Annotated in this window: 19 protein-coding genes; 4 read left to right on the plus strand and 15 right to left on the minus strand. The window is 42.4% G+C overall.

All coding sequences use genetic code 11. From position 1 onward, the window contains the following. The first annotated feature begins 1,004 nt into the window (after positions 1 to 1,004). Positions 1,005 to 1,235 carry a hypothetical protein gene (locus tag ASE92_RS12345; RefSeq protein ID WP_056850428.1) on the plus strand — a complete coding sequence of 77 codons (231 nt, stop codon included), beginning with the start codon at positions 1,005 to 1,007 and terminating at the stop codon, positions 1,233 to 1,235. A 289-nt stretch (positions 1,236 to 1,524) separates the two neighbouring features. Here the strand turns inward: ASE92_RS12345 and ASE92_RS12350 are convergent, their stop codons facing one another. Beyond that, positions 1,525 to 1,893 carry a helix-turn-helix domain-containing protein gene (locus ASE92_RS12350; RefSeq protein ID WP_056850429.1) on the minus strand — a complete coding sequence of 123 codons (369 nt, stop codon included), beginning with the start codon at positions 1,891 to 1,893 and terminating at the stop codon, positions 1,525 to 1,527. A 94-nt stretch (positions 1,894 to 1,987) separates the two neighbouring features. Here ASE92_RS12350 and ASE92_RS12355 point away from each other — a divergent pair, with 94 nt between their 5' ends. Continuing rightward, positions 1,988 to 2,518, plus strand: a complete 531-nt coding sequence (locus ASE92_RS12355; RefSeq protein WP_056850879.1) for an NAD(P)H-dependent oxidoreductase — start codon at positions 1,988 to 1,990, stop codon at positions 2,516 to 2,518. A 178-nt stretch (positions 2,519 to 2,696) separates the two neighbouring features. On the opposite strand, the gene ASE92_RS12360 is transcribed toward ASE92_RS12355, so the two are convergent. The 10 genes from ASE92_RS12360 to ASE92_RS12405 all read right to left on the minus strand — a co-directional run bounded on the left by ASE92_RS12360 (position 2,697) and on the right by ASE92_RS12405 (position 19,582). Next, a complete protein-coding gene (locus ASE92_RS12360) occupies positions 2,697 to 3,542 on the minus strand; it encodes a PRC-barrel domain-containing protein (RefSeq protein WP_056850430.1) in 846 nt (281 codons plus the stop codon). Between the two features lie 1,375 nt (positions 3,543 to 4,917). Then, positions 4,918 to 5,421 carry a hypothetical protein gene (locus ASE92_RS12365; protein WP_056850431.1) on the minus strand — a complete coding sequence of 168 codons (504 nt, stop codon included), beginning with the start codon at positions 5,419 to 5,421 and terminating at the stop codon, positions 4,918 to 4,920. Positions 5,422 to 5,494: 73 nt separating this feature from the next. After that, positions 5,495 to 6,373, minus strand: coding sequence for a PorP/SprF family type IX secretion system membrane protein (locus ASE92_RS12370; protein ID WP_082455053.1), 879 nt, complete (start codon positions 6,371 to 6,373; stop codon positions 5,495 to 5,497). A 55-nt stretch (positions 6,374 to 6,428) separates the two neighbouring features. Next, positions 6,429 to 14,465 carry an Ig-like domain-containing protein gene (locus tag ASE92_RS12375; protein ID WP_056850432.1) on the minus strand — a complete coding sequence of 2,679 codons (8,037 nt, stop codon included), beginning with the start codon at positions 14,463 to 14,465 and terminating at the stop codon, positions 6,429 to 6,431. Between the two features lie 13 nt (positions 14,466 to 14,478). Then, the gene (locus ASE92_RS12380) at positions 14,479 to 15,630 is read right to left on the minus strand and encodes an ABC transporter substrate-binding protein (protein WP_056850433.1); all 1,152 of its coding nucleotides are present in this window, start codon (positions 15,628 to 15,630) and stop codon (positions 14,479 to 14,481) included. 3 nt (positions 15,631 to 15,633) lie between these two features. Then, complete coding sequence (locus ASE92_RS12385) at positions 15,634 to 16,233, minus strand: phage tail protein (RefSeq protein WP_056850434.1); 600 nt, start codon at positions 16,231 to 16,233, stop codon at positions 15,634 to 15,636. Positions 16,234 to 16,236: 3 nt separating this feature from the next. Next, positions 16,237 to 17,208 carry a hypothetical protein gene (locus ASE92_RS12390; protein ID WP_056850435.1) on the minus strand — a complete coding sequence of 324 codons (972 nt, stop codon included), beginning with the start codon at positions 17,206 to 17,208 and terminating at the stop codon, positions 16,237 to 16,239. 211 nt (positions 17,209 to 17,419) lie between these two features. Further along, the gene (locus ASE92_RS12395) at positions 17,420 to 17,953 is read right to left on the minus strand and encodes an adenylyl-sulfate kinase (protein ID WP_056850436.1); all 534 of its coding nucleotides are present in this window, start codon (positions 17,951 to 17,953) and stop codon (positions 17,420 to 17,422) included. Then, positions 17,946 to 18,899: a hypothetical protein gene (locus ASE92_RS12400; RefSeq protein WP_056850437.1), complete on the minus strand. Its 954-nt coding sequence runs from the start codon at positions 18,897 to 18,899 to the stop codon at positions 17,946 to 17,948. Before ASE92_RS12400 ends, ASE92_RS12395 begins: the two co-directional genes overlap by 8 nt. Beyond that, a complete protein-coding gene (locus ASE92_RS12405) occupies positions 18,896 to 19,582 on the minus strand; it encodes an aspartyl/asparaginyl beta-hydroxylase domain-containing protein (RefSeq protein ID WP_056850881.1) in 687 nt (228 codons plus the stop codon). Before ASE92_RS12405 ends, ASE92_RS12400 begins: the two co-directional genes overlap by 4 nt. Positions 19,583 to 19,678: 96 nt before the next feature. Here ASE92_RS12405 and ASE92_RS12410 point away from each other — a divergent pair, with 96 nt between their 5' ends. After that, positions 19,679 to 20,659: a phytanoyl-CoA dioxygenase family protein gene (locus ASE92_RS12410; protein ID WP_056850438.1), complete on the plus strand. Its 981-nt coding sequence runs from the start codon at positions 19,679 to 19,681 to the stop codon at positions 20,657 to 20,659. Positions 20,660 to 21,372: 713 nt separating this feature from the next. Here the strand turns inward: ASE92_RS12410 and ASE92_RS21275 are convergent. Further along, positions 21,373 to 21,582 carry a hypothetical protein gene (locus ASE92_RS21275; protein WP_056850439.1) on the minus strand — a complete coding sequence of 70 codons (210 nt, stop codon included), beginning with the start codon at positions 21,580 to 21,582 and terminating at the stop codon, positions 21,373 to 21,375. Between the two features lie 40 nt (positions 21,583 to 21,622). Here ASE92_RS21275 and ASE92_RS12420 point away from each other — a divergent pair, with 40 nt between their 5' ends. After that, positions 21,623 to 22,216, plus strand: coding sequence for a hypothetical protein (locus ASE92_RS12420; RefSeq protein ID WP_056850440.1), 594 nt, complete (start codon positions 21,623 to 21,625; stop codon positions 22,214 to 22,216). A 70-nt stretch (positions 22,217 to 22,286) separates the two neighbouring features. Here ASE92_RS12420 and ASE92_RS12425 read toward each other — a convergent pair whose 3' ends face one another. The 3 genes from ASE92_RS12425 to ASE92_RS12435 form a co-directional block, all read right to left on the minus strand. Then, positions 22,287 to 22,691 (minus strand): DNA-directed RNA polymerase subunit alpha C-terminal domain-containing protein, encoded by a 405-nt coding sequence (locus ASE92_RS12425; RefSeq protein WP_056850441.1) that lies wholly within the window; start codon positions 22,689 to 22,691, stop codon positions 22,287 to 22,289. Positions 22,692 to 22,937: 246 nt separating this feature from the next. Continuing rightward, positions 22,938 to 23,987 (minus strand): HNH endonuclease domain-containing protein, encoded by a 1,050-nt coding sequence (locus ASE92_RS12430; RefSeq protein WP_056850442.1) that lies wholly within the window; start codon positions 23,985 to 23,987, stop codon positions 22,938 to 22,940. A 115-nt stretch (positions 23,988 to 24,102) separates the two neighbouring features. After that, a complete protein-coding gene (locus ASE92_RS12435) occupies positions 24,103 to 24,483 on the minus strand; it encodes a hypothetical protein (RefSeq protein ID WP_157255734.1) in 381 nt (126 codons plus the stop codon). Positions 24,484 to 24,513: the final 30 nt, after the last annotated feature.

Below are 24,513 nucleotides of genomic sequence, written 5' to 3' on the forward strand. Positions count from 1 at the left end.
TTTTTGACATCAAAAAGCAAAAAGCCTGTCCGGCCAGGACAAATGAAGTCTAACCTGATATCCTTATATAAAATTGAAAGCCTAAACATACTCAGCAAATCCGTCATCCTCGCGTAGGCGGGGATCTTAAAGCGTAAAATAAATTTAATCAAAACCTTGAATTTTTCTTTCGGCTCATCGGCGGCGGCCTAGTCCTTTATCCTTGATGATAAAGGACCAAACAATCAAGGCTTGGAGCTGATGTTGGGTAAATTCGTCAAAGCTCTTATTGCGGCATCACAAGCTGCGATGAAGAATCGCAGAATACGCGATGCCTTGGTTTGTGGTTTTTGAACGTTGCAGCTAAAGCTTTAACGTTTTCCCCTTCCATCAGCCCCTATGCCGGAGAGCAGRGCGGCTATAGCGAGCGCCTATTTTAAAGCATTGTCATCTCGAGCGCAGCGAGAAATCTTTGTACATAATTGCGTATAAAACTCAGGATAACTTAAACTCGACGTCGCTTAAAGCTTGAAGAACTAGAATTTCGTCTTCTATATTTTTGATTCAGAAAAACACAAGCTTTGTACATAATTGCGTATAAAACTCAGGATAACTTAAACTCGACGTCGCTTAAAGCTTGAAGAACTAGAATTTCGTCTTCTATATTTTTGATTCAGAAAAACACAACCGCCTGCAATTTCGACTTTGCTTTTCCACCTAATAAGGCCAACGAAGAACATCACCGTTAACCTTCAATCCGGCCTGACAAATTCTTGGGGATGCACGGTAAACAAAAACGGCGTAGCCCTCATGAATACCAATAAAAAAATAAATATCAATGAATAATTTTAAGCCGGTGTTTTTTGTTGCTTTTTGACATCAAAAAGCAAAAAGCCTGTCCGGCCAGGACAAATRAAGYCTAACCTGATATCCTTTATACACTTGAAAGCCTAAACATACTCAGCAAATCCGTCATCCTCGCGTAGGCGAAGATCTTAAAGCGTAAAATAAATTTAATCAAAACCTTGAATTTTTCTTTCGGCTCATCGGCGGCGGCCTTCTTCTTTGTTCTTGATAACAAAGAAGCAAAACCGAGCCCTCCAGCGAGCTCATTAATGCCTTTAAAAAACAATAACAAATTATTAATACCTCAAGGCTTGGAGCTGATGTCGGATAAATTCGTCAAAGCTCTTATTGCGGCATCACAAGCTGCGATGAAGAATCGCAGAATACGCGATGCCTTGGTTTGTTTTTGACATCAAAAAGCAAAAAGCCTGTCCGGCCAGGACAAATGAAGTCTAACCTGATATCCTTATATAAAATTGAAAGCCTAAACATACTCAGCAAATCCGTACGCGTTGCCTTGTTCCTGGTAATTGAACATTAGTGCAAAAGTTTCAACGGTATATCCTTCCATCAGCTCCTATGCCGGAAAGCAGAGCGGCCATGGCGATGTGCAGAAATATCAACCCAACATCCTACCATTGATGTCTTCAATTTCCCCTCATTGCTTGCCTACGATTCTTAGTAGCAATAAATAGCGAGCTACCGTTGATTTTTTACCAATTCTCTATGTTCTTCGCCCCAACTTTCCAGGGCTTTGATCACCGGTTTTAGCGCATAACCTATTGGAGTAAGTTCATATTCTACACGGGGCGGAACCTCGGCATAAATTGTTCTGCTGATGATCTTATGCTCCTCCAGCTTTCGAAGTTGTAAGGTTAACATCCGTTCAGTAATGTTGGGTAATTTCTTCCGAAGTTCGCCGAACCTCATTTTTCCGCTTAATAACCAGGAGCAAATCACTAAAGTCCACTGGCCGCCGATGATATTCGAGGCATAGGCTTCCGGACATTCATCCGCCAGAGCAATTTTATTGGCAAAGTTGGTTGATGTTTCTTTGATCTCACTCATTACTTACATTTTATATAGTACCTAACAATTGGCAGGCAATATACAAAACACATGGTTAGGCAATAACTTTGTAGCATCATAAAAAATGAAAGAAATGAAAACATTAATCATCGTCACTCATCCCAATATTGCAGAATCTATCATCAACAAAAGATGGATTGAGGAGATCTCTAAATATCCTGAAAGTTACACCATTCATCAATTGCATCAGGTTTATCCAGATGGAAAAATAGATGTTTTGGCAGAGCAACGCCTGGTTGAACAGTATGATCAGATTGTATTTCAGTTCCCCTATTATTGGTTTAATTGCCCTGCGCTGTTAAAGAAATGGCTGGATGAGGTACTCACCCATGGCTGGGCCTATGGTAGCAAAAGTGGATACCGAATGAAAGGAAAAAAGATTGCTTTGGCGATATCATTAGGCGTAGAAGAAAGTGAGTTAAGTTCCTCTGGAATCTATAAATATCCGCTAAGCGAACTGATTAGACCTTTTGAACTCAGTTTCGAGTATGTTAAAGCTGATTATCAGCCCCCGTTTGCTTTTTATGGAATGGATCATCAGGTTGATGAAAGCCATATCGCTAAAGGCGTAGCATTATACATGGAATACCTAAAGCATTTATAGGCTGGTCAAACCCTTCAATGGCGTTGATCAACAGGCGCACAGGTAACGACGGATTACGGACCGTAACTACTGAGGAGTTAAATCCACTGAAACGCAAAGAACTCACCAATAATGATTGATGAGTTCTTTTAATTAGCAGATCACCAAAGACTGATCTCTTTGATACCCGCTATTATTTTTATTGACCAGTATTTGAACCGTTGTGCGCCGCAATGGATTGACCTAAACTGCTTACCAGGTTTTCATCCAGGTGATCCATCGTACGCCACTTTGTACCTTCATGACCCGGTTCAGCATAGATTACGCCAATTTTGTTTTCGCCCTGAAAAATGCGGTAGGTACCGTTCTCCTGTGGCGAAATGGTGTAAATCCCTTGCCCGGCGGTTACCGTAAAATCTGCATGTTCTGATACAGCAGCGGTTTTCAATTCGTCTTGCTCCACTTTATTTTCCTCCGCATGCTCTATCAACTGATGAATAGTGTGTCGTTCTTCTTCACGGTTTTCAATGGCCGCATCAGAAATTACTCCAGATGGCGAAGTTTCCTGCCTTCTCGAGATCACATTGCCACGATCGAAATGATGATGCGCATAAAAATCTGCAGGATCAAGCTCATGAATTTCTTCTTCTATGCGTAGAGCTGCCGGACTTCCAATGGCTGATCTGATTTGCATTTCGGTATCTCTCGTCACCTCTCCAATAATGTAGCGGGGCATGGCATTGTACTGATCTTCATGCAGAACCGGGATCACCACCTCCTTTTTATCCTCGCCCAGGTTGGCAAACCCAATCGGGATCAGGATAGCTTTATCTTCTATTGCAGTGTGTTGATCATTAAGGTCAACAATGATATAACGAACCGCATTTTGCTCCGGATCAAACAGCAAATCCCGCACTTTTCCGACAGGTGTTTGGCTTTCATCAACCACAGGCCAACCTGTAATATCTGCCTGTCCATCTGTAATCACGTAATCCTCATGGGCTAATTCTCTAAGATTTAAATAAGTTATATTTCCTGAATTCATGTTTAAGAGTTAAAAGGGATAAACAATTTTACCCATCTTTTAAACATCACCTCAGGTAAATGGTTTTGGTTTATTCAACCGATTTGTAGGTGCTATAAATTTCGTCTTCTGTCGGTAAACCATTCAACCAATCCCTCATCCTCAATTTCACTGGGGATCAAAAGCACGAGGACAATATAAATTTTAATTAACCATATAGGTATACAGAACATATAGGTGTTTTTCTCTTAGGTCCAACCTATTCCATAATTCCAAGATACCCTACGTCATTGCCTGCCTGAGGTAGGCGGGCGAGGTTGGGGTAGAGCGAGCCGAAGCAATCTCCTCTTTTACGCCGCATTTCCATTCAGCAAGTCTTTCCAATCAACCCCTTCCACAAATCCGTCATCCTCAGCTTGACTGGGGATCTTAAAGCATAAAATAAATTTAATCAAGACCTTGAATTTTTCTTTCGCCTATCGGCGGCGGCCTAGTCCTTTATCCTTGATGATAAAGGACCAAACAATGAAGGGTTGCACCTGATGTCGGCTATCCTCGTCGAAACTTCCATTGCGGCAACACAAGTATTCCGACGAAGGGTCGGGAAGAACGCGATGCCTTGGGCTGTGGTTTTTGAACGTTATTGCAAAAGCTTTAACGTTTTCTCCTTCCATTGTTTCCTATGCCGGATAGCAGGGCGGCTATAGCGAGCGCCTATTTTAAAGCATTGTCATCTCGAGCGCAGCCGAGAAATCTTTGTCTTTAATTGCGTATAAACCTCAGGATAACTTAAACTCGCCGTCGCTTAAAGCTTGAAGAACTAGAATTTTCTTCTATATTTTGATTCATAAAAACCCAACCGCCTGCAATTTCGACTTTGTTTTTCCACCTAGCAAGGCCAATGCAGAACATCTCCGTTAATCTTCAATCCGGCCTGACAAATTCTTGGGGATGCACGGTAAAGGCCTAAGCAGAAACTTGAATACAAAAACGGCGTAGCCCTCATGAATACCAATAAAAAAATAAATATCAATGAATAATTTTAAGCCGGTGTTTTTTGTTGCTTTTTGACATCAAAAAGCAACAAGCCTGTCCGGCCAGGTCAAATTAAAGTCTAACCTGATATCCTTTATAGACAGAAAGCCTAAACATACCCAGCAAATCCGTCATCCTCAGCCTGACTGGGGATTTAAAAATCGATTAAATGTTATCTCTTTAACGCTGATGACCACTTAAAGTTGAATAAACAACAGTAAAATACATTGGAACTCCAATGCAAAATTAGTGAGAATGCCCGCTTTGTTTTTTAACGCGACGGAGCAGTAGTAACATCCGCCATGCCAACATTTTTTTATAACTTATAGAACAAATTTGCCTCCTCGTCACCAGCCTAGCGTTAATCAGGACGCTCGGCACAAAGCCATTTTTGCATTACGGGATAAGGTTTCAATCCAAGCATTTCTGCATTTCGCTCATCCAAAGTCATACCCACCCATTGTAAAACAGGAACCCCGATATAACGGGATTGTCTGAAATTTTCGAGCAAAGATTCCGAACCATCTTTGTAACCATGATCATGAAAAACGACGCTGCTATCCAAATTTAAATAAATGCAGGCGGCATAAGACCATCCAATAGCCATTAATTCGCCCCCAGCATGTAGATTACCATTGGGTAAATTGTCACTCATATCCTTCCTTATTTCAGGAGGCATACATGCCAAATGGCCGGCCTCATGTAATATGTCGCCAGGATAAAGTAATTGATCAGGATCAATTAACAACCTGCCTTTGCTCATTTTAAGCCCTGGCAAAAAGGTCGATCCACAAATAGGTTGAAGTTGATAGTCGATACCAATTTCATCAAGAAATTCAAGGATTACTTTCGTTGGATTGGTCATCGCAATATTGCTCTAATCAAAATCAGAAAATTGGCTTGGTGTTATTAATGTATAAGTATTTTTAGTGCAATTGCTATTTGAAGTGATACTTTAAACCGATCTCAAACTCTCCATTAGTATAATTTTGTAAATCAGAGGTATTGCTGGTGTAAAATAACAGAATTGAAAATTGATTTTGATAAGTTGTTCCAGCGCCAACAGTAACACTATTAGTGGTGTGGTAAATGGAACTCAAAAGCAACTTATTTCCCCAAAACTGGGTGTTCAAACCTAGGTCTACGATATCCCGGTAATTATCAATTCCCCTATAGGTTAACTTAGGTTCAAGCACATTTAGCACACCATTTGGATTTAAGAATTTGTAGGAAATTGCACCAAAATAACTGGAACGGTCTACTACAGTCCTAACCAGATCACGGTTAAAAAAGCGTTTCATATTAGGTAATGAACCCTGAATGGTTAAACGATTCGTTCTGAAAGCGATTCCAAAATCTCCATCGAAATAAAGCTTACGCTGATTAAAATTATTCAGGCTCATGTCGCTTTGATCACCTCTAACCTTGCTGAAATCAATCCACTCATTCATCACGCCGGCAGACAAGCCGAAATCGATATAACTGCCGCTATTGTTTAACGGCAAGTGATAAGCAAAACTACCTTTGATGTTCGTACGTTGAATCACCCCCGATGTTTCATTATAAAATGAAAGCCCGGCACCGATTTTACTGTTTTCAGAACCATAAGTAGCTGTTACAGCCTGCATGGATGGAGCCCCATCTACAGATGTCCACTGCGCTTTGTAAGCGGCATTAGCTTCCCATCCCTGTGCTATTCCAGCCATTGCCGGATTGTTTAAATATTGATTTTGATAATACATGGAGCCCATAGGATTTAGCTGGCTATAAGCTGTGAGACTCACCAGCCAAAGTAATGGGAATAATAATTTTTTCATGTTTGATATTTTTATTTCCGGCCGTTATCTGGTGTAACGACCGGATTAATTTTTGTTATTGTCCGATGATTGAAATAAAACCTTTTCTAATGCCAATTCCCTGACCGAAATCAATGATGTAATAGTAACTACCCTCGGGTAATACATTTCCTTTGAAAGTACCATCCCAGGTATTATTATATCCTTTCATTTCAAAAACGGATTTTCCTGCTCTGTCAAATACTTTAACCAGGTTATTAGGATACATATCGATGTTCTCAATAATCCAGGTATCATTTTTACCGTCGCCGTTTGGCGTGAGTACATTCATAATGTTCAATACCTGGAAATCAGCCCTTACTTCTAAAGTGAAACTCTGGGTACTGCTTCTTCCAAACTGATTGAAACCTGTAACCGTATAAGTTGTATTGGCATTTGGCCTCACGGTTAATGTGGATGTATTTTGCCCGCTCAGGATTCCATTTGAATTACTCCATTGATAGGTAACCGCTCCGCTTGCAGCAAGGTTGGCTGTTTCGCCTTTGCTTACACTTGCACCTTTATTACTCACAATACTGATGAGCGGCGCCGGGTTGTTAATAACGGTTAGGCTTTGCGATACCGGAACGGCGGCTGCATAGTTTGCGTCACCAGCCTGACTAGCGGTAATCACTACGGTACCTGGATTCAAAATCTCAACCTGATTACCATTCACAATACGAGCAATATTGCTATTGCTGCTGGTGTAACTAACTGTTAATCCAGCGCTTGAAGTGGCAGTTAAATTAAATACTGGATCTGTCGACAATTTATTCGCCAGTACATCAAACGTAATTGTTTGCGGACTGGAAAGAACGGTTAGGGTACCTGTCACATAACTTATTGCGTAGTTTGCTGCTATAGCTCCACTACCTGTAATCGGATAGATGCCAGAAGGTGAAGCAGCGGTTGCAGTAGTAGTAATATTTACAGATGTTGTTAAAACGTTACTGTTTTCCGAGCCTACAAAACCACTATAACTTGCAGTAAGCAATGGGTTTGGTGCAAGGTAAGCCTTTGTTTTATTGTCTAATGTGATTACCAGGTTTTTTCTGTTGATGACTAAGTTATTGCTATTGAAAGTAATGGTATAATTCGCACCAGCTGTTAAATTATTCTGATTGATGAGGTAACTACCGCTATTTTCTCCCGCTAGTCTGGATAATATTCCGCTCAAAGCATCTCCGGCAAGTAAAGCGCCCGGCGAAAGCGTATAGGTCAGTAACGGATCCATATCGCCATAGATTTTACTTTTAGCATCTGCAGTAATTATTATTGGTTTTGCAGTAATAGCAGCGGTACCAGAAACCACACCCGATAAGGTATAGTTATTGGCTTTTGCACCGCTAAGTGTTGCGCCTGCCGTTGAGATGGATTTGGCTAAACCTGCGTTTTTATCTGCAAATGTTGCTGTAAATCCCGTCAACACGACATCGGCAAGATCAGCAGCCAGTACACCATTTAAGGCAATACTTGCAACCATAGCTGAGTTGTTGCCATCGTAAATCTTGTTTGCGAAGATGATGTTTCCATTAACCGGCCTTCTATTTACATCCAAGCTTACTATCTTACTCGCAGTAGTATAATTGGCTGCATCCGCCGGGACAAAATCTACTTTTAAAATTTGGTTAGCTCCTGCACTCAAGATCGTACCTGAAGCTGGGGAATAAGTTAATGTTCCGGGAACACTGGCCGTTGCATTCAGTTGGGTTGCGCTTAATGCAGTACCGAAAATGATGTCTGCCGGATTGGCCCAGGTAATTACCGACGTGGCTTTGGCTACATTGATGGTTACCGTTTTGCTTATTGAAGCATAGTTCGCCGCATCTGTCGGAACAAAATCCACTTTCAAGCTTTGGTTTGCACCTGCATTTAAAACCGTATTTAAGTTTGGGGAGTAGGTGAATGTGCCAGGAACATTAGCCGTAGCATTTAACTGCGATACGGTTAATGCTGTCCCGAAAGTAATGTCTGCAGGATTTGTCCACGCAATGATTGGCGTTGGTTTAACTACATTAATGGTTACTGCTTTGCTTGTTGAGGTATAATTAGCCGCATCTATCGGAACGAAATCTACTTTTAAAGTTTGGTTAGCTCCTGCATTCAAGATCGTACCCGAAGCTGGTAAATAAGTGAATGTTCCGGGAATACTGGCCGCCGCATTCAGTTGGGTAGCCGTTAATGGCACACCATAAATAATATCGGCAGGATTTGCCCAGGTAACTACTGGCGCTGCTTTGCCTACATTGATCGTTACCGTTTTAGTGATAGCAGTATAATTGGCTGCATCAGTGGGAACAAATTCTACTTTTAAAGTTTGGTTTGCTCCTGCATTCAAGATCGTACCCAAAGATGGGGAATAAGTGAATGTTCCGGGAACACTGGCCGTTGCATTCAGTTGAGTTGCGCTTAATGTCGTACCGAAAATGATATCGGCTGGATTCGCCCAGGTAATTACTGGTGTCGCTTTGCCTACATTGATCGTTACGGTTTTGCTGACGGTAGTATAACCAGCTGCATCTGCCGGAATGAAATCTACTTTTAATGTTTGGGCTGCACCCGCATCCAAGACTGTACCAGTAATCGGCGAATAAGTTAGTGTGCCAGGAACGCTTGCAGTTGCATTTAGTTGCGTAGCCGTCAATGCGGTGCCGAATGTGATGTCAGCAGGATTAGCCCAGGTAATTACCGGTGTTACTTTGCCTACATTAATTTTCACTGTTTTACTAACAACTGTATAATTTGCAGCATCCATCGGAGCAAAATCTACTTTTAAGCTTTGGTTTGCGCCTGTATTCAATACCGTTCCGACTACTGGTAAGTAAGTTAACGTGCCGGGCACATTGACTGTCGCATTTAATTGGGCCGCCGTTAATGCCGTACCGTCATTAATATCCGACGGATCGGCCCAGGTAATTACTGGAATTGCCTTGCTTACATTAATGGTTACTGTTTTACTTATGCTTGTATAATTGGTTACGTCCGTCGGAACGAAATCCACTTTTAAGCTTTGGTTTGCACCTGCATTCAGTACCGTACCAGAAACCGGCAGGTAAGTAAAGCTGCCAGCAACACTTGCTGTTGCGCTTAACTGCGTCGCTGTTAACGCCGTGCCATACATAATATCGGCAGGATTAGCCCATGTAATTATCGGTGTAGCCTTGCTCACGTTGATCGTTACCGTTTTACTTGTCGAAGCATAGTTAACTGCATCCGCCGGCACGAAGTCTACTTTTATGTTTTGATTTGCACCTGCACTTAAAACCGTGTTTAAATTAGGGGTGTAAGTCAGTGTCCCTGCAACACTTGTTGTTGCGTTTAACTGCGTAGCTGTTAGCGCCGTGCCGTACGTAATGTCTGTCGGGTTCGCCCAGGTAATTACTGGTGTAGCTTTACCCACGTTAATGATTACCATTTTACTTGTCGAAGCATAGTTAACTGCATCCGTGGGCACGAAATCTACCTTTAAGTTTTGATTTGCACCTACACTTAAAACCGTCGTTAAATTAGGGGTGTAAGTCAGTGTACCTGGCACACTAGCTGTTGCATTCAATTGAGTTGCTGTTAGTGCTGTGCCATACGTAATATCTGCCGGATTTGCCCAGGTGATTACTGGTGTAGCCTTACCTACATTAATGCTTACTGTTTTACTTGTCGAGGTATAGTTAACTGCATCTGTCGGCACGAAATCTACTTTTAAGCTTTGGTTTGCACCGGTATTCAGTACCGTACCAGAAACCGGCAGGTAAGTAAATGTGCCGGGAATACCAGCCGTTGCATTCAGTTGGGTAGCCGTTAATGGCGCACCATAAATAATATCGGCAGGATTTGCCCAGGTAATTAACGGTGTAGCTTTGCTCACGTTGATCGTTACCGTTTTACTTGTCGAAGCATAGTTCGCCGCATCTGTAGGCACGAAATCTACTTTTAAGCTTTGGTTTGCACCGGCATTTAGTACCGTACCAGAAACCGGCAGGTAAGTAAATGTGCCGGGAATACCAGCCGTTGCATTCAGTTGGGTAGCCGTTAATGGCGCTCCATAAACCATATCGGCAGGATTTGCCCAGGTAATTAACGGTGTAGCTTTGCTCACGTTGATCGTTACCGTTTTACTTGTCGAAGCATAGTTAACTGCATCCGCCGGCACGAAGTCTACTTTTATGTTTTGGTTTGCACCTGCACTTAAAACCGTGTTTAAATTAGGGGTATAAGTCAGTGTACCCGGCACACTAGCCGTTGCATTCAATTGGGTTGCTGTTATTGCTGTGCCATACGTAATATCTGCCGGGTTCGCCCAGGTAATTACTGGTGTAGCCTTACCTACATTAATGCTTACTGTTTTACTTGTCGAAGCATAGTTAACTGCATCTGTCGGCACGAAATCTACTTTTAAGTTTTGATTTGCACCTGCACTTAAAACCGTGGTTAAATTAGGGGTGTAAGTCAGTGTACCCGGAACACTTGCTGTTGCATTTAACTGCGTAGCTGTTAGTGCCGTGCCATACGTAATATCGTTAGGATTTGCCCAGGTGATTACTGGTGTAGCCTTACCTACATTAATGCTTACTGTTTTACTTATCGAAGCATAGTTAATTGCATCTGTCGGCACGAAATCTACTTTTAAGTTCTGGTTTGCACCTGCACTTAAAACCGTGGTTAAATTAGGGGTGTAAGTCAGTGTACCCGGAACACTTGTTGTTGCATTTAACTGCGTAGCTGTTAGTGCCGTGCCATACGTAATATCGGCAGGATTTGCCCATGTAATTATCGGTGTAGCTTTGCTCACGTTGATCGTTACCGTTTTGCTTGTAGAAGCATAGTTCGCCGCATCCGTAGGTACGAAATCTACTTTTAAGTTCTGGTTTGCACCTGCATTCAGCACCGTACCAGAAACCGGCACGTAAGTAAAGGTGCCGGGAATACCAGCCGTTGCATTCAGTTGGGTAGCCGTTAATGGCGCACCATAAATAATATCGGCAGGATTTGCCCACGTAATTAACGGCGTTGCCTTGTTCACGTTAATCGTTACCGTTTTACTTATCGAAGCATAGTTCACCGCATCCGTAGGCACGAAATCTACTTTTAAGTTCTGGTTTGCACCTGCATTCAGCACCGTACCAGAAACCGGCACGTAAGTAAAGGTGCCGGGAATACTAGCCGTTGCGTTTAACTGCGCCACTGTTAGCGCCGTGCCATACGTGATATTGGCAGGATTAGCCCATGTAATTATCGGAGTTGCCTTGCTTACATTAATCGTTACCGTTTTACTTGTCGAAGCATAGTTCGCCGCATCTGTCGGCACGAAATCTACTTTTAAGTTCTGGTTTGCACCTGCATTCAACACGGTACCTGAAACCGGCAGGTAGGTAAAGGTTCCGGCAACGTTTGCTGTAGCATTCAATTGGGTTGCTGTTAGTGCAGTGCCATACGTAATATCTGCCGGGTTCGCCCAGGTAATTAGCGGTGTAGCTTTACCTACATTAATGCTTACTGTTTTACTGACTGAATTATAGTTCGCCGCATCCGTCGGAACAAAATTCACATTTAAGGTTTGATTAGCCCCTGCATTCAGCACCGTACCAGAAACTGGCAGGTAAGTCAATGTACCCGGAACACTTGTTGTTGCATTTAACTGCGTAGCTGTTAGTGCCGTGCCATAAGTAATATCGCCAGGGTTTGCCCAGGTAATGACCGGGGTCGCTTTATCGATACGGAAATTAACAATAGTGGAATTTCCTGCAAGGTCAGTGGCAATTAGTTCATAGGTACCCACCGCACTCAAATTGGTATTATTTGGAAAAGGATTCCCATTGAGCGTTGCGGTACCTTCGTTAATAGAGATGTTCAAAGAAACAGGTGCAGTATTGATGCTATTATTTATTACCCCACTTACTACAGGCGGCGTTAAATCAATGGTAATGGTGAGTCCATTAGAAGCAATACTGGTATTCCCGGCCACATCAGTAGCTTTGGCCCTGATGGTATGGGTACCAGCTGCCAGTGGCGAAATTATAGTGATCGACCATAAACCGAGGTTCGATACTCCACTCCCCAGTTCTGTTGTGCCATCTGTATCATAAAGTCTTACAGTAGCTCCAGCTTCTGCCGTTCCGGTGAAAGTGGGTTTTGTGATATTGGTAATCCCATCAGTAGTAGAAATACCGCTGTCGCTTGCCCCGGTAAGAGCTGCTTGAGACGGTGCTACAGGAGCCACGTTATCAATTATGATAGACAGCGCCCCAGATACTGGCCCGGTATTGCCCGCAGCGTCTCTTGCTGATGCGGTAATATTATGCGCTCCAGTGCTTAGCGATGTACTGGTAATTAACCAGACGCCTCCTGTTGCCACTATAGAACCAATTATTGTACTGCCGTTATCATATAAGGTTATAGTAGTACCAGATTCAGCTGTGCCCGTAAAAATCGGTGTGGTTACATTGGTAATTCCATCAACATTCGACTGCCCACTATCGCTGGATGACCTTAAAAACGGCACTGATGTTGCCGCAGGCGCTTGTGTATCGAAAGTTATGGTCTGGTTAGGTGCGGCAGCTCCTGCATTTCCTGCAATATCTGTGTAACTAGCGGCTGCAACCGAAATACCGGCCACCCCATTGTTTGTATTCGCAGCAGGCGTAAAAATAGCTGTTCTGATTAATCCAGCACCTGATAGCGCACTCAATGTACCACCCGATACGGTTATATCACCAGAAGAACCGTCCCAGGTAAAGGTGTTTCCCGGATTTTCGCTAAATGCAAAAGTAATGTTGGCGGTTTCTCCAGCTTTTAAAGCTGTAATATTGCTTGAAATGGTAACAGATGGCGATGTTAGATCAACGGTAATGCTTAGCTCGCCCGAAAGTGCACTGGTTATGTTGCTCGAGTTGGTTGCAGTAGCCGTAAATTTATGAACCCCTGCAGTTAAAGCAGTGCTCAGCGTGATCGACCACGTACCATTGTTAGCTAAAGTTGAACCCAAAAACGTTGTGCCCTCATATAGTTTAACTGTAGCGTTCGCCTCTGCAGTTCCGGTAAGTACCGGATTTACTGCGTTGGTAATTTGATCTGAATTGGAGATCCCGGAATCGCTGCCTGCCGCCAATACTGGTGTGGAGGGCGCCGGAATGATTGGCTTGAGGATAATCACCTTGCCTCCATTTGTTCCATCATCTCCATCCACAACGAATAGGGAAGAATTGGTTTCCGCTATTCCCCATGGGTAATAAAATCCATTCTGGCTCAGGTTGCTTTTAATAATTGTCGATCCACCAGCTGCGCTGTATTTCGTTAATTTATACTGATTAGACGTGCCGCTAAATTCACTGGCATACAAGTTATTTTGTGCATCAACAGCTAATGCCGAAGGGTAGCCGCCGGCAGATATAACAGATTCGGTTCCTGATGACGTAATTTTAATAATGTTGCCCTTATCTACCCCATCAAATGGTGCAGCGATGTATGTAGTTCCGTTGCCATCAACAGCCAATCCTGTAATGTACGAATAACCCGAACTACCCAGCCCCGCACGAATCACTGTGCCGGTACCTGCCGAAGCTCCTGTGGCATATCTTACAATATCATATTTTGAGGTAGTGGAATTATATTGCGCTGTGTAAAGCTGATCATTGGCAATGGTGAGTGCTGTAAAATACTTTCCGGTGAGATAGGAAGACGATGTAGCATAATTACTTGCTGCCGAAACCTTAATAATTTCTCCGTTTTTATTCGTGTCGGTGAAATCCGTTGAAATGTACACATCTCCATTGGAAGCTACCGCAAGGCCCCATGGAAACTCCTGTGTACCATGTGTAAGGCCAGTGTACACCACCACAGGTGTTGCACCAGGATTGGTTAAAGGATTGGTATACTTTACCACCTCATAGGTTTGCCCGTTAGTGCCGCTTTTTACACGGGTGACATAAATATTGTTAGCGGCATCTTTTGCCAGTGCACTGTAAAGCCCGTTCTGTTCAAGCGTGGTTTCATTGTATTGCGCCAGTGCTGGAAAGGCCAGGGACAGAAAAAACAGTATAGCCGATAAGACAATACCTGATTTTGTAAAGAATTTCTTCATTTTGGAGCGTGTACTAAACGGATAAATAGGGGTTTTGCCAGCCACTCACAGTTTCCTGATACAAAAAAGAAGTATCATAGCCTACTGCTGATGTTTGTGCAATGATTGTTTGGTGTATATGTTGGTTATTCGTAATGATTCTGGTAATGTCTATGTTTGGCCGCTGCCTGCCATCGGCATCTACATCTAAAACACCTCTTGGGCCAGTCACGCCCTGGTTTTTTAGACTTTGTAAGGCATTAGCTGTCTCGCCCTTTTTAATTAAAGGCATCATAGTAGAAAGTGAAAGGCCGATTTCATAGCCAATCATGCCAAAAAAATTGGATTGCTGTTTGCCGAAATCCTCAAAATCCTTTACAAAGTTCTGGTTGTAAACGCTTTCATCTTTTCGGTTCCAGCTGGAGCTTGAATAAACTTTCATGCCGAGGTGTTTCACATCATCAAGCATATCTTCATAGGCCATATTTTCGACCAGCACCAAGGGAATAGTGTCGTAAAACTTACTGCTGCGCCATTGTTGCAAAAAGTGATTACCCATTTTTCCCGTAAAAATCGCGTGTACAAAATGGGGCGGATCTTTTTCCAGAGCGGCAAAAAAGCCGTCCAGGTGCAATCCATCTTTATTGGCCAAATCTTCAGGCAATACCATACTGTGGAGCTTTTCCGCTCCGGCAGCACCGGCACCATTCACGAAAGCTGCGTTTAAATTAAAGCCAGCTTCATAAATGGGGGCTATGATCTGGCCATCTTTGCCAAATTCTTTTACCGCCCATTGGCCCAACGCATATTGAGCTTGCCAGAAATTCATGGAAATCAAACCGATATTCGGTCCGTAACCCGCAAGTGACGGTGCAAGTTCGCCCATGTCGAAAAACAAACCCAGCTTGTTGTGATTTTCCAGCAATGGCCGGATTTCATTTAAAACTTTGATGTTCACCATACCTGTCACCACATCCACGGCCTCAAAGAAAAGCAGTTTCTGCATGGCTTCCAGGATAGCTTTTGTACCACCCTGACCAACATAAACCGGCACAAAAGCAAAGTCTTGCTGACTGAACTTCATTTTCGCAGCCGCACAAAAAATCCCTGCCATCACATGTTGTGCATAGTAAGGATAAATGCCCGAATAGGGCATCAAAAAGCCAACTTTGAGCGGTCTGTTCAATTTTTAGTTTCTGGAAGGAAAAAGGCCCTCAAGGCAAAAAATATAATTTAGAACGTTATAAGGCTGCAGAACAGATATTGGCTGATTACCGCCTGTTGTACCAATTGTAATTGTCGGTTGTGCGTCTGCTGAACCTAATGATACAGGGTTGGCTGATGCAGTTGTATAAGTATTTAAGGTACTTGCATTCGGCCCTGAACCTGTTTTCGGACTTATTGCCAACCTATTTCCAGAAGGATTAGACGTATTGGCTACACTATTATCTGCAATAACTCCAGGGGTACCTGGAGTTACCACAGCCGTGTGCGTGTGAGCAGGTATGTTATTAACCAAAATCGTCACGTTTGTAGTTCCCGCTACTTGCCCTAACTGATAACTTCCCACACCTGGCAAATTTACTCCCTGAGTTGATCCAATAGCCACTCTCCCCCGTAAATCAGGCAGATTAAACGTAGTTTGACCATTACCCCCATAAGTTGTACCGACCAATGCAAAAACTGCTTGGTTTTGTGCTATGCCCATCGTCCGACCGTCGCAAAAAGCATAACCCCTCATGGCAAAATTCCCGGCAAATAGCTTTATTATCGCAATATATTCGTCCATAATTTAGATATTAAAATTGTAGTTGTTTATGTTATTATTTCGGGCCGCCATCAATGACAGCAATTTTTGTTTACTTTGAATTTTGTTTGCTCCCGGTACGTGTCGTTTAAAAGCGAGGCCAGCCCTTTCTTTTTCTTCATTAAAAGCGATGGTAAGCGTGGCAGTTGATAAACCTTCATGATGGTTACTACTCAACATTACCTCTTCCTTTTGAGCATTTTTAACGATCCATAATTGGCTTTTGCCTTCATTCGCATTTCCGCCAATTACACAATCCACGCCAATGGAAGACTGCGCCAGGATTTTATTATTGATTCTCGCTTTTTCGTTAAAACCCAGGTGTGCCAGGCAAATTACTACATCACAGTGGTGCTTTTTTTTCAGCAAATGGCTAACTCTGTTTAAAGTCGTTTGTGGATGGCTCACCACCAGACCAGCAATAGTAGCCTTTTCACCTACTGCAGTTACACCCACCCTAAATTTACCATACTGTAGAATTTGATAGGACTTAACCGTTTCTCTTAAAAGGGGGTCTTCAAAATGATAATTACAGCTCAGTAATGGAAAATTGATATAAGGAATTAGCGATTTAAACGATTCTATACCTTGTAATAAATCAGCAGCGCTCAGGTTTACACCATGGTAATGGATCTTATTCATAATATCGATGCCTCGCAACTGATCATTCTTATCGTGGCTGGCATTTAGAAAACCACCGGCATCAAACAATAAAGCCGAAACCTCTTCGTTATTAATCGTGTTATGCAACTGGCGAAGCCCCCCAAAATCCCGGTAAGCTGCATTAACCTTCCCAAGAAGGTCGTTAGTGTACATCATTTTCAGCTGCGATTGGTTTACCCCACGGGTATTAATAGATTTCGCAACGCCTGCAAGGGCATCAAGCGAATTTGCCAGTAGCAAGCTACTGCCGACGAAGAGATTTTTCCGAAGGAAAGATCTTCTATCTGTATTCATAAAAGCGTTTGTAAGGAGGATTAATTCTTACAAAGATGTAATAAAATTATTAGTCAAAATAGCCTTATTTACAAGAGTTTGACAAATGTCATGAATTATCGATAAACATTTATCCCAAGTAGATTTAACGGCACAATTAGTCGAAATATCGACATAAAAAATTCTAGAAAAATTAAATTATCAGCATTTTTTGTATACGCAATTATACACACTACTTTTTCTGTATAGCTGATAACATGTATTTTCTCAGCCTCCAGACAGACAAATTGATAGGCGTTTTTCCAGTATGCAACCGAAAATCTGCAGATACAGGCTCGTCGAAATTATCATTTACTCCCGTCAAGTTATAGATTTTATCCTCATGCTGGTCGGGTAGAAAGGCTCGTTGATACAATCCCTTCGTATCCCTTAATCGCAAAGTAGTGATATCACAATCTATATGTACCAAAAGTGCGTCGTAGTTGTTTTTTAATAAGGTTCTTGATTCCTGATAGGGATTAATGGCCGAAATGATGATTACATCGTAATACGGATTCATCTCTTCCGCCACGGCACCCAGGCGCCTGACGTTTTCTATGCGGTCTTCCCGGCTAAAGCCCAAATCCTTGCACAGCTTCCCACGGTATACGTCGCCGTCAATCACCGCCACCCGGTATCCTTCAAGGCTTAGTGCTACTTCGAGCGCATGGGCTAATGTGGTTTTTCCTGCTCCGGATAAACCAGTAAACTGGAAAATTCTAGCCATGAATACGCAAGGTTTTATAATACTCCGAATAGGCCGTTTCTGCAATCTCATAACGAAAAGATGCATCCGGGCTTATCTCCGTTTGAAAGGGCCTGTCTGGATACTTGCTGTGAAAAGCAATCCTATCGATCATGGCCGGCTTTAAAAATTCGAGCCCGATAGCCCGCTGGAAATGAGGCACCATTCCCTGCATTCCCCAACCGTAATCATAAAAATGATTGTATGGAAAATTTAAAGCATGGTAACGTTTCAATCGATCATAATATCCGCCTAGTACTGTTGCTGTATATAAATTGAAATCCTCGAAGTGAGCCGCTTTAAGTTCGATGGCAAACACAGCAGGTAAAATATAACCCGGAATACTATGGATGCCTCTTCTTTTGTAATGCGACGTCAGCACCGCAACAGGTTCACGGGATAAAAAATAAAAGGGGGTATCGGGGAACCATTCTCTCAGTAAAGCATAAAAGTGCAGGTGCCAGCTATCCAGTTTAATAAAGTAATGTTCTTCTTCTCCTGTTCTTTGTTTACCCATCAGCTGAATAGCCGCTAAGAAAACACCCTTTAGATCCTGCTCCGTTAAAGAGACATCCTTTTCCTGCATCCGCAACACCTGATCAAGCAAAGGTGCTTCCGCAATCACGATATGATCCTGAGCTGCGGCAAGCGCCTGCGATAACAAAGTGGACCCGCATCTGGATACATGAAAAATAAAGGCCGTTGGTGCCAGACTTTCCACGCCGGTGGCAGCTTGCAGCAAAAAGGCTAGATCGCTTTGCGAATGGAAGCGGGAGCGCATGCGCATGCGTGCCCTGCAAATCGATATGGTTTCATCGAAAAAAGGTTCCTGAATGTGATGATCACCCAAATCCAGCCAATTTACCTTCCATTCCTGCTCCACCCAAGCCAGTTGATAAGGGATCCAGTTTTTTAATTGCGCCTTCATCTCCCCGCACTTAACTTTTCAATCAATGCCCGGGCCGTATCTGTATTCATCCGTTCCAGCTCAGCGATAATCTGATCATTGGTTGTTGCATCATATTTTTCAACTACATGTTCCGAGGCGAAATCATAACCATGCGCAGCGAAAAGAGAATCTGTCCACCCATTCCTGATCCCATCCATCACCAGATGAACCCGAACCTCGTTTCCCTCATTTTTAATGCTATGCGTCTGGCTAAAATCAATGTACCAGCAACTGCCTTCCTTTAGCGTAAGGCGCTCCTCCGCCACTTTAAAAACTACTTGCGCATGGGTTTGAACGGGAATATGAATCCGAAAATGACCCTCCTGATAATTACAGCCTAAATCGCGGTGGGGCTTAATTTCACTTCCGGGATGCAAAGCCAGTAAACGGATGCTTTCCTTATCACATGCCCACGAATCGATCACCGATTTGAAATAAGGTAAGCGATCGAGCAATAGCGTATCGCGATAGGTTGAAATGCCGTAATTGGCATAAATATCTGCTTCCCGGCCACTGCCCGAACGCAAGGAAATACTCTGCCAGCAGCCCTGATAGTCTTTTTGATTAAAATGATCGCCCCATTCCTGCTGTAAACAAATGGAAAGTTCTGCCTGGAGCTGTTCCACATCATAATGATGCTTAAACTGGATATAATTTAACACTGGTTTGGGATTTGATGGTAATGTTAGCAAACGGTTTGTCCTTAAGCAAATTATTTTGCAACTTCATGTATTTGCAATCCCCCATCAATGTAACCCATGTACCAGCTTCCTGAACATCAATTAAAAAATAACACAAGTCCAGATTGCCCCTTTATTGGCACATACTATGAAAATCACCGCCCGAATGTAGCCCCGGCACCGCAAGATGAAGCGCTGATCCTGAAAGAGAAAATGTTCCTGTCTTTCTTCCAGATCGGAATTTTTGAAACTTATCAATTCCTATATCAGGAGTGCAGAGATGTTGCACATTTTAAGGAATGGCTGATCGGATTAAAAGGATTGGAAACGCATTTAAAATCAATGTATGATTTCAATAAATGGCTCTATTCTGGTATATCAGAAAACGATATGACTCTTCCCCAGCTACTTGATGAAGAGAATATGGATTTCTGGAGGAAAAACGGATATCTCAAAATCTCCGGACTGGTACCTGGGCAGGATTGCGAAGAAGTGGTGTATTTTATGAAACGCAGTTTACGCATACGGCGGGATGATCCCAAAACCTGGTATCAGCCTCATGAATTATTACAAGGCATGATGTTCCAACGCTATCAGGCGGCTTGTATCGATAAAATCCGCCACAACCCCAAGCTCAAAGCAGTATTCATGCAACTCTATGGCGGTAAAAATATCGTTCCGAATGCCGAAAAACTAAGCTATAATCCGCCAGAAAATACTCACTACCGCTTTGCCGGAAGTCCGCTTCATTGGGACATTGATTTTAGCAGGGGCATTCAGTACCACATTCAAGGCCTGGTTTACCTTAACGATGTTCCTGCAGAAAGAGGCGCATTGACATTGATCCCTGGCTTCCACCACGAAATTGACATGTTCCTCTCTAAACACGCCCATCAGGATGTAGCCATCGAAAAACTGAGGGAAGAAAACCGACAGATTGCCGTTGCCGGCAAAAAAGGCGATTTAATTGTATGGCTCGAAGCACTACCTCATGCAGCCAGCCCGAACCGTTCTGATCAACCCAGGTTTGTACAATATGTAAGTTTTGGGCTGCTTTAACAGAATAACAATTTGTTAGCGATTTCAATGTGTATAACATGGGGATTTTGAACACTTGTAACTCCGCCTCGCTTAATACCTCCTAAGGCCAACGCAAAACATCTCCGTTCACCTTCCATACGGCCTGACAAATTCTTGGGGATACACGGTAAAGGCCTAAGCAGAAACTTGAATACAAAAACGGCGTAGCCCTCATGAATGCCAATAAAAAGATAAATATCAATGAATAATTTTAAGCCGGTGTTTTTTGTTGCTTTTTGACATCAAAAAGCAACAAACCTGTCCGGCCAGGACAAATAAAGTCTAACCTGATATCCTTTATAAACAGAAAGCTTAAACATACTCAACAGATCCGTCATCCTCAGCCTGACTGGGGATCTAAAAGCATAAAATAAATTTTATCAATACCTTGAATTTCTCTTTCGCCTCATCGGCGGCGGCCTTCTTCTTTGTTCTTGATAACAAAGAAGCAAACAATCAAGGCTTGGAGCTGATGTTGGCTATCCTCGTCGAAACTTCCATTGCGGCAACACAAGTATTCCGACGAAGGGTCGGAACAGGACGCGTTGCCTTGTTCCTGGTAATTGAACGTTAGTGCAAAAGTTTCAACGGTATATCCTTCCATCATCTCCTATGCCAGAGAGCAGGGCGGCTATAGCGAGCGCCTGTTTTAGGGTATCGTCATCTCATCTCGACCGCAGCGGAAAGAGCTTTTAAGCCAATTTTTTGACCTCGTAGCTTGTCACCCTGAGCGTAGTCGAAGGGTCTCTGTTCAATTTTTCTTTTGCCTCATCGGCGGCAGCCTCCTTCTTTGTTCTTGATAACAAATAAGCAGGACCGAGCCCTTCAGCGAGCTCATTAATACCTTTAAAAAAACAGTAACAAATTATTAATACCTCAACGCTTGAATCTTTACACTTCATACCAGAAAGTTATCTCCGTACAATATGGTAACTTCACAACATGAAAATAATCTTTTTAGCGCTCGCATTGCTCTTTTGTAGTCAGGCAGGCTTTTCTCAGGAAAGTATCTGGACGAAACAACGTAAAATTGCTGAGGTGATCGATTTTGAAAAGAAACTTGATCCAGATGCAAAATTCCTTTCTCAGAATGTATCGCTTTCCACGGAATACTATCCCCTTGCAGATCATTACAAGACTGTAAACCCCGTTATTGTACAGCGTAAGCCGGTTGGTGTGCTCCCGGTTTACGCAGAATATTTTTATACGCCAAAGGATTCGCTATTGCGCCTGGTTTCTTACGATTGGGAAAAAGGGCGTTATGCTGACCTGAAAGATATGCTGGAGAGCCGCAAAGAACAGGCTGGGAAATCGGAAATCTATTTCAAAGAATATGAACGGATCAGACAGCAGCTCATTAAATCATTTGGCAAACCTGATCAGGCTGATGAAAAGCCAAAAACAGTGAATGATGAAGGACAAAGTTATCTTAACCAGAATACACTTTGGGAGACTGATGAGCTCCATGCTGATCTAAACCTTATTTTTTCTGCCGGAACGCAGCGAATAAGGCTCACCCTTTATTGGAAAAAGTAGTTAACAATAAAACTAAGCCATAATCGATTTATCGATTTCCTTCTGTATTTTAGTAAGTACCCATCTCTGTCTAATCGTCTATTCCCGGGCTTTTTAGCAACTCCCATGGTAAATTATTCGCTTTAACAATATCTTGTAGGGCAATAATAGATTGCCTGCCAACACCTGGTATATTGGTAACTTCCTGCAAACTCAGCCTAAGCAAATCGGCCATGGTGATCACATTATAAGCATGGAGTACTTTTATAGTACGTGTAGGTAATGGCAAAAGGGCCATTTTAGTTTCTAACAATGTAATGTTCGGCTCCTCCATAATCTTGTCTATTAAGACCTTACTTCTTAAGGCTACAAACTTCACCCTTGCTTTCATCCTTTCCGATTGATCAGCATTTCCTGAAGCAGAAAGTATCCTCGCTTCCTTTATACCGGCGCTTATGTCTTCAAAAAAAATCTCTAAATCTGCTAAATAATCCATTTTCTCGTTTGATTAGTAGAATAAAATAATAATTACCGTAAATCATGGGATGATCAGGAAACAAAAGAGATGTTTTTGCTGTACCCTGGCAGGGATTCGAACCCCAGCCACAACAAAATGAAATATGAACTACAACAATAGGATAGCTCAATTTAGAGAATCCTATTGATTTATCAAAATAATTATCCCCTAAATGGCACAAAGAATCTCAAGGCAGGGTTGTTGTTATAGTAGATCAATGTTAATTTATAGCATAAACTCAAAGCCATTATTCCCCGCTATCGTAATCAAAGGCTCTATAGTTGTTTTAAACTTATATTTGTATTCACCAGGCAATTCCTTCACACTTTCCAAATCCGGAAATATACTTAAGTAATCCTCCAAAAGCTTTTCTTTCGGCAGCTTATATTTAATAATTTCGACCGCTGTTTTCTGTAAATTGTAAAAAGCATCAAAATATTTTTCCATGCGTGGAAGCTTGTCTGATTTAGAACTATTAAAAGCGGTATTTGCAGGGATCAGGTTCCAGAACAGATCATGCGATACAAAAGCATAGGGGATAAAGTGCTCAACCGCATAAGCGCTTTTGTAAAGCCTGGTGTTGGTATAAATACAATCTACGCCATCTAATTCCTCAATCACCAGATCCCATACTTTCCGTTGCCTCGTCAAACCATTTCTTTTAGCGGGTTTAATCAGTTTATTGGGAATATCTGGTACATTGGGATTGTGCTTCTGAAGGTATAAACTCAGTTTCCAGTAACAAAAGCTTTTCAAAACGCCCGCATTGGCACGGAGATAATCAATCCAGATCGGGTTAATGGTAATATGGGTTTGTTCCAGTGCATACAAACAATCGTTTTCAAATTGCTGCGAAGTGATTTGCACTTCATTACGTTTTTCCGCTATCGCCGGAAACCACGGACTTAAAAAACGATGAGGCACCTGCTTATCAAAATGCCACAACAGTTTTTGCGTAAGCAGAAGATTACTCTGGCTTATCCGATGTTTAATATGCGCCCTATCCGCATCAATGCTGATACTCTCAAGTGCTGCTATTTCTTTTACCTTTTCGTGTAACTGATCCTGTTTGCCAAAGCTGATTTTAAAGTAATTAATGGTGTACCAGCTGGCAGCCACCATTCCGGCAAATAATCTTTGCTTGGGGATATGGCACTCCCCCTGCTCAACCTCCTCTAAAATGGATAGAAACCAATAGAATTTATAGGCCGCAGCAGTATTGTTAAAACTGGCGGCTAAAAGATTAACAGGAAGATATTCTTGAACAGGGATCATTCAATTGCAAGATATCTATTCTTATTAACATCAAACAAATTTACGCCGATGTATTTTTGCAATGATATGATCAACGACAACAAAAAAGTTTAATAGGGTGATGTACCACCCTAAACTACAATGCTAAAGCTTCGTCATATATAGCCCTTCGTTTTATAAAACAGAAAATTCCTATCAACCCCAGAGCAAAAATGGCATAATGATCAATGTCACAGGCAATAGGCGAACTTGTTGTTGTAACCAGTGTGTAAACATACCTTGGGTAAGCGGTGCCAAATAAATCGAAATAGCAATTTCCACTTCTTGCACTTAAAGCAACCCTGGGGCAGGCTGGTGCGGTAGTTTTATAATTATTTCCATTTATATCATACAAGGCACCTAAGTGGTTTATATAAACAGTACCGCTAGTCGTGCTGCCAACTAAGCAACCGTAGGTTTGAGCGAACAGGTTGCTGCTAATTAGAATCAATAAAATTGTAAATATTACCTTCATCATTTTATCAACGGAATTGATAAAAGGCAGGAT

This window comes from Pedobacter sp. Leaf41 (assembly GCF_001422545.1).
Classification (GTDB): domain Bacteria; phylum Bacteroidota; class Bacteroidia; order Sphingobacteriales; family Sphingobacteriaceae; genus Pedobacter.

Excerpts from the sequence above, each read along its gene's own strand:
- ASE92_RS12365 (WP_056850431.1), bottom strand. The coding sequence starts at position 5,421 with ATGACCAATCCAACGAAAGTAATCCTTGAATTTCTTGATGAAATTGGT.
- ASE92_RS12410 (WP_056850438.1), top strand. The coding sequence starts at position 19,679 with ATGTACCAGCTTCCTGAACATCAATTAAAAAATAACACAAGTCCAGAT.
- ASE92_RS12350 (WP_056850429.1), bottom strand. The coding sequence starts at position 1,893 with ATGAGTGAGATCAAAGAAACATCAACCAACTTTGCCAATAAAATTGCT.
- ASE92_RS12390 (WP_056850435.1), bottom strand. The coding sequence starts at position 17,208 with ATGAATACAGATAGAAGATCTTTCCTTCGGAAAAATCTCTTCGTCGGC.
- ASE92_RS12375 (WP_056850432.1), bottom strand. The coding sequence starts at position 14,465 with ATGAAGAAATTCTTTACAAAATCAGGTATTGTCTTATCGGCTATACTG.
- ASE92_RS21275 (WP_056850439.1), bottom strand. The coding sequence starts at position 21,582 with ATGAAGTGTAAAGATTCAAGCGTTGAGGTATTAATAATTTGTTACTGT.
- ASE92_RS12420 (WP_056850440.1), top strand. The coding sequence starts at position 21,623 with ATGAAAATAATCTTTTTAGCGCTCGCATTGCTCTTTTGTAGTCAGGCA.
- ASE92_RS12400 (WP_056850437.1), bottom strand. The coding sequence starts at position 18,899 with ATGAAGGCGCAATTAAAAAACTGGATCCCTTATCAACTGGCTTGGGTG.
- ASE92_RS12435 (WP_157255734.1), bottom strand. The coding sequence starts at position 24,483 with ATGATGAAGGTAATATTTACAATTTTATTGATTCTAATTAGCAGCAAC.
- ASE92_RS12360 (WP_056850430.1), bottom strand. The coding sequence starts at position 3,542 with ATGAATTCAGGAAATATAACTTATTTAAATCTTAGAGAATTAGCCCAT.
- ASE92_RS12370 (WP_082455053.1), bottom strand. The coding sequence starts at position 6,373 with ATGAAAAAATTATTATTCCCATTACTTTGGCTGGTGAGTCTCACAGCT.
- ASE92_RS12355 (WP_056850879.1), top strand. The coding sequence starts at position 1,988 with ATGAAAACATTAATCATCGTCACTCATCCCAATATTGCAGAATCTATC.
- ASE92_RS12395 (WP_056850436.1), bottom strand. The coding sequence starts at position 17,953 with ATGGCTAGAATTTTCCAGTTTACTGGTTTATCCGGAGCAGGAAAAACC.
- ASE92_RS12425 (WP_056850441.1), bottom strand. The coding sequence starts at position 22,691 with ATGGATTATTTAGCAGATTTAGAGATTTTTTTTGAAGACATAAGCGCC.
- ASE92_RS12385 (WP_056850434.1), bottom strand. The coding sequence starts at position 16,233 with ATGGACGAATATATTGCGATAATAAAGCTATTTGCCGGGAATTTTGCC.
- ASE92_RS12430 (WP_056850442.1), bottom strand. The coding sequence starts at position 23,987 with ATGATCCCTGTTCAAGAATATCTTCCTGTTAATCTTTTAGCCGCCAGT.